At 28.4% G+C, this 5,269-nt stretch carries 4 protein-coding genes; all 4 read right to left on the bottom strand.

Annotated elements, in window-relative coordinates:
- Positions 1 to 3,192, bottom strand: a 3,192-nt coding sequence (locus EKM02_RS14570; RefSeq protein WP_148103542.1) for an NACHT domain-containing protein, incomplete at its 3' end; no start/stop codon positions are given.
- Between the two features lie 47 nt (positions 3,193 to 3,239).
- Entirely contained in the window at positions 3,240 to 3,908 is a 669-nt protein-coding gene (locus EKM02_RS14565; protein WP_126456394.1) for an AAA family ATPase, read from the bottom strand.
- Positions 3,838 to 4,758 carry a transcriptional regulator gene (locus EKM02_RS14560; protein ID WP_126456392.1) on the bottom strand — a complete coding sequence of 307 codons (921 nt, stop codon included), beginning with the start codon at positions 4,756 to 4,758 and terminating at the stop codon, positions 3,838 to 3,840. The genes EKM02_RS14565 and EKM02_RS14560 overlap by 71 nt, the downstream gene beginning before the upstream one ends.
- Positions 4,755 to 5,060, bottom strand: coding sequence for a helix-turn-helix domain-containing protein (locus tag EKM02_RS14555; protein WP_126456390.1), 306 nt, complete (start codon positions 5,058 to 5,060; stop codon positions 4,755 to 4,757). Before EKM02_RS14555 ends, EKM02_RS14560 begins: the two co-directional genes overlap by 4 nt.
- Between the last annotated feature and the right edge of the window lie 209 nt (positions 5,061 to 5,269).

The following is a 5,269-nucleotide window of genomic DNA, read 5'->3' as shown; positions in this document are numbered from 1 at the left end:
ATGGGTGGTGTACTTTGCAGCGGAATCGTGGTGCACTTTGTAGCGGAATCGTGGCGACCTTTGCAGCGGAATATCCATAAATATTAAAAAACTTTTTTTCCAATCATTTAAAGTCATTTTTTTATAAGCATTTATTGCCAGTGGAGGACCAACAAATCCAGATGAGATATTACTTCTATCTAATTGTTTTACATTTAGTTTACCAAATTTTCTATATAATTCTTGATGAGTTTTTTTTAAAATAGGAATAGATTCCATTTCTTTATTAGGCAGGCTATCTATAAATAAATATTTTTTCTTACCATAAAACCCAAGTGCTGGTTTTCTTATACTATTGCTATCATTGTAATAATATATATCTGCTGGATGTTTTACTGATAAAATAATATTTGCCAATTCTAATTTTTGGTTTTCAGAAAAAATCACAAAACTTTTAGTAATTAAATCTCTCAAGTATAGTTGAAACTTATCATCATATCCGTTAAATCCATTTTTAGAATGAATTATTTTTATGAATTCGAATACTTCTTGTTTATATAATAATGGAATTTCTGTTAAACCTAGAATTAAAATTTTAAGATGCGATATAGAGTTAGAGTTTTTATGTTTTTCATAATAAGACTTGAAAAACACCTTATCTTTCGATTTTAATTTTATATACTTTGAAAGTAATTCTTCAATTATATCATCAGCATTTTCATTTGTATCGCTTTCAAATAAATCAGAGAATTTTGAGTTTTTATATAATGGACTGCCTACAATATCAAACTCTTTTTCGTATTTATTATTATCGACTAACTCGTCAAAAATAGAGTGAAAATAAACAAAACATAAATCGGGATTAATATTATTTATCTTTTCTATTATAGTGCTTTGCTCATAAGTAAAACTTATAGTAAATGAATGTTCTTCAAAACATTTTAAAATGATAGGACTTAATTTATCAAGCACAAAATTAGGATAATGAATAAATATTTTTTCTAGTATCTGATAATACCAAAAGTTGTCCCTACTTTTATCTTCTAGATTAAAATGAAAATATTTTTCAAATTGCACCAATAATTTTTCAACATCCCAATTGTCAACATTAATCAAAAATCTATTCATAAAATTTACCTTTTCATCTGATTCCGGTAATTTTTCTATAACTCTTATAATAACATTTAAGCCGTCTTTTCTATTATTAGTAAACAGACGGAATAGTAATGATAGTCTCATTTCTTTCTGCTTCAAATAATCGTACTTTAATGAAAATCCTGGTTTAATAATTTTATTTGAGATTAATTTTTCATAAAAATTAATCTTCCAATCTTTTTGATAATCAAAATATTGTAATGGAATGTTTTGATTAATAATAAACTCTAACCAACCCAAAGAAAAAATAGAGTTTATAAAAACTTTTGTTAAATCAAAATCAATCAAAATGAATTTTGATACAATATCTTTTTCTTTATTAGTCGGATTTTTTACGTCTCCTAAACTTGTTATAACTAAAGTTTTTATATGAAACCTAAACTTTGATGAAGTTATAAGTTGCGTTATCGTTTTGCAATATTCAATGTGGTCATATTCTCGATAATATTCTGTAACCATTTTAATGATTGATCGAACATATAGACTTTGTTTATTTTCATTAATATAATTGCTTAGTGATTTTTTATTCTCAACAAATTGTCTTGAGAATGTATAATCATAAAACGTTTGATGGAAAAACTGTAATTCATTGTTGTTTTCAATTAGTAAATGATTACTTTTTAAATAATTTATTTCTTTTGAGTATTCATTTTCAAATACATTACTGATTGTAATTTGCTGATTTTGATACATTCCAGCAGCTATTTTATTTAAAATAGATTTTAATTGTAATGCAGTCTTGTTATATATCAGTTGTTTCCATAATGCATCGTATAAATCTTTCAATGTTGAAAAAGTATCTATATTAATTTTGTTTGGTAACCTGCAAAATATATCTAAATGATTTGGAACTGTTAATAATTCTAAAAGTTTTTCAGAACAATTATTAATTCCATATTTTAGTAAAACTTCTTGAACCTTTTCTTTAGAAATCCCAGTGATTTTAATTTTTGAATATTTGTTAGATTTATAAATACTCAATTCAGCATCATAGTTTAAATCATAACTTCTTGTGGATATTATGATTCTTACATTTGATTGAAAAGATAAATCGGATATTAATCTATTATAGGTTTGTATGAATTCTCTATTTGTTGATAATGTTTGTGAAAGTGCATCTAATTGATCAATTACAATTACTAGAGTTTTATTTTCATTTTTATAAAGTTGAACAATTTTTTCAATTGATATATTTTCCTTTTGGAATATTTTTTTTTCTAATTCAATTCTATCAGAAGCATAATATTTATCTGCCTTAATACCTAATACGTTCGTATTATTTTGCTTAAGCTTTAGTAATAAATCTTTTAGAACTACAGTTTTGCCGTAACCTTTTTCTCCTTCAAGAATAAATATATTTTTTTGATCATTATTTAAATCATTATTGATCCATTCATAAATAAAATTAGTTTCACTTCTTTCAATATGAGTCTCTGTATTTTCTCCAAAAAGATTTGGAACATTTTCAAGATAAAAATTAGCTTTATTAATTTCGATTTGAGTTTCATCAAAAGAAATATCGTTAGTTATAGTTTTATAAATAACATCAACTTTTTTATCAATATCCGCTATTTTTAAAGAATCTTCAATTTTAAAAACCTGATTAAAAAGATTATGTGTTTTGAATAAGTCAATTAGATTATTACCGTCATTTAATATGATAAAATCATCTTTCAAACTGTGTTTAGATTTCATAGCATCTGCCCATTCGCACCACCATTTATTCTGCTTTAAATCTAAAGTTTTTGGAATACACAATATCCATTCCTCTGTTTCGAATTCCACAGAATTTATTACAGTATTAAATGAATCTTTGATTTGTTGTTTTTGTGAAGCACCAAAAGCTTCTAGAAAAAATTTGCATTGAATAACTATTATTGGTTCAACACCAATATTACCAACAAAAACATCTATACCACCATCGCCAACTGAAACTTTTACAGTTTTGACATTTCTATCTTTATGAATAATATTGAACAACGTAGCGCAATCCTTTTCAAACGCAGCTCTTGCTCCTTCAACATTCGTATTTCTAACTTTATAATCCTGCCAGTCCATATTGAATTCAATAAATTTAACAATCTACTAAAGTAATACATTTACTATCAAATTCTTTTATCTACAATCTCTTTATTAAATCCAATCAAATTAACCATTTCTCTTAATCGACTTCGCACCCGATTCCCATAAAAATTTTCTATTTCACTTGCCGAAAGATTTGTTGTGATATGCGTTTGAAGTTTTTTAGTTGTGAATAAATCATACCGAGATAATAGGATTTCTGCAATAACATTGCATTCATTACCGTAATATTTTAGATTGTTTTCAGTTCCTAAATCGTCAAAGCATATTATTTTTGGTTGCGATTCATAGAGCTTGCCTTTGCTGTATTTGTGAATTATTTCATAGCCGTCTTGTATAAATTCAAAACTGATGTAACGACACGGTTTTACTAAAAATTTATGTTCTGTTGGGGTTAGGTATTTCATTAAATTCATCAATGATGTTTTACCACATCCGACTGGTCCAGAAAGTAGAATTCCTTTGTTAAGGTCTATGCCAAGTTGGTAACAAGTTGCCTCGTCTTTTAAAAAATAAGCAATTAATTTATAAATTATTGGATAATCGCCTTCAATTATTTTGAAATGATTGCCGTATAATTCAACGCCTTTTTTCTCTAACCAAATAATTACTTCCTTGTAGCTATAATGGCTCTGAATAGTCTTTGTTTGTTCCTGTGTTGAGGTGTTTTGCTCTGTTGGATTGTGGTTCATTTGAAATGAATTTTGGTGCGTTTAATATCCAATTTTGTGCTGCTGCTTGCCAATCGACCATCGGAGTTTTGCCTCCGACTAACCAACCGTTGCTGGAGAAGTAATTGAAAAACTTAATGGCTTCGAGTTCTGGAAAGTATTGTTCGAGAAAGTAGGTTTTGACATTTTCGATAGTTGGCTTCTCGACTGCGCTCGAAGTGACAAGAAACTCTTTACCTCCAGTTTTATGATTGTTTTCAATTTGAGTCGGAGAATCCGAAAAGGATTTCTTTTTTTCGCGCAACTTTTTTTCTTTCTCGTCATTATCATTTTTTAGAAAACCATCATCAATTTCAAAATTTTTTGCTTGCTCGTCCAAGTTTGCAATCTTTAAATCGTTTGAAATGTTTGGTATGTTTGTATTGTTTATATAAGATACTAGAGCTTGTTCACTACCAGTCCCACTACTTGTACCAGTACTAGTATAAGACTTGTTCACTACTTGTTCATTAACAAGTTCAAAAAGATGTTCATTTTTTGGTACTGTTGATTTTTCGTTTTTAGGAATTGGTTTTAGATCATCTGAAAAATTTAGCAAGTAAACGTGGCTACCTTTGAATGGATTGTAAGATGGTTCATAGTTTATATACCCTTGAGAATGCAAATTTTTTAAACATTTATGATAGGTTGCTTTGGAGCTAATTTTGCTTATTCGCATAACTTCATCACGAGAAATACTTATTGGATTTTTGAATCGATTGCAATTCCAGAATTGGAACAACGACATATACAAACTGACGTGTGTTGGATTGAGTGTTTTGTCAACTGCCACTTTCTCGAAAAATCCAGTTAGGTGCTTTATGTAATTCATCGTACCAACCATTTTGGATTGAATAAATTGGGTGTAGCTTCCACTTTGTTTGTTTCGAGTAGTTTGTTTAAATCGCCGCTGGCGTAAAAAATAATTCCGCCAATTTTGGTGTATGTTAAAGTACCGTTTACCCGAAGGTTTTGTAAAGTACCCGCAGAAATATTAAGTAGTTTTCTGACTTCGGAGGATTTAAGCCACTGTTTTTGCTGTTGCGGTTTTGAATTAAACATTGCGTTTAAATCAGAAAGAAGAAGTGTACGAAATTCGTTCAAATCTTCGCGAGTGATAACTTCGATTGCCATAATAATTGGGTTTTAAATATTTTGGACAAAGAGAAATAATAATGTAATACCAAACCAGTTACAGGGGTTCCGTAACCCCCAACAAAACCCAATAAAATCAACCAATCTTTTTTAAAAGTTTTTTTATTTATGAGTTGTCCCGTCCTGAAATAGCGATACACAAAAAGTATCCTAATGGAAAAACATGAAGAAACACGCTATGTGAAGCG

It is taken from the genome of Flavobacterium sp. RSP49, assembly GCF_003968735.1.
Taxonomy (GTDB): domain Bacteria; phylum Bacteroidota; class Bacteroidia; order Flavobacteriales; family Flavobacteriaceae; genus Flavobacterium.
This window is presented reverse-complemented; position numbering and strand designations above follow the sequence as displayed.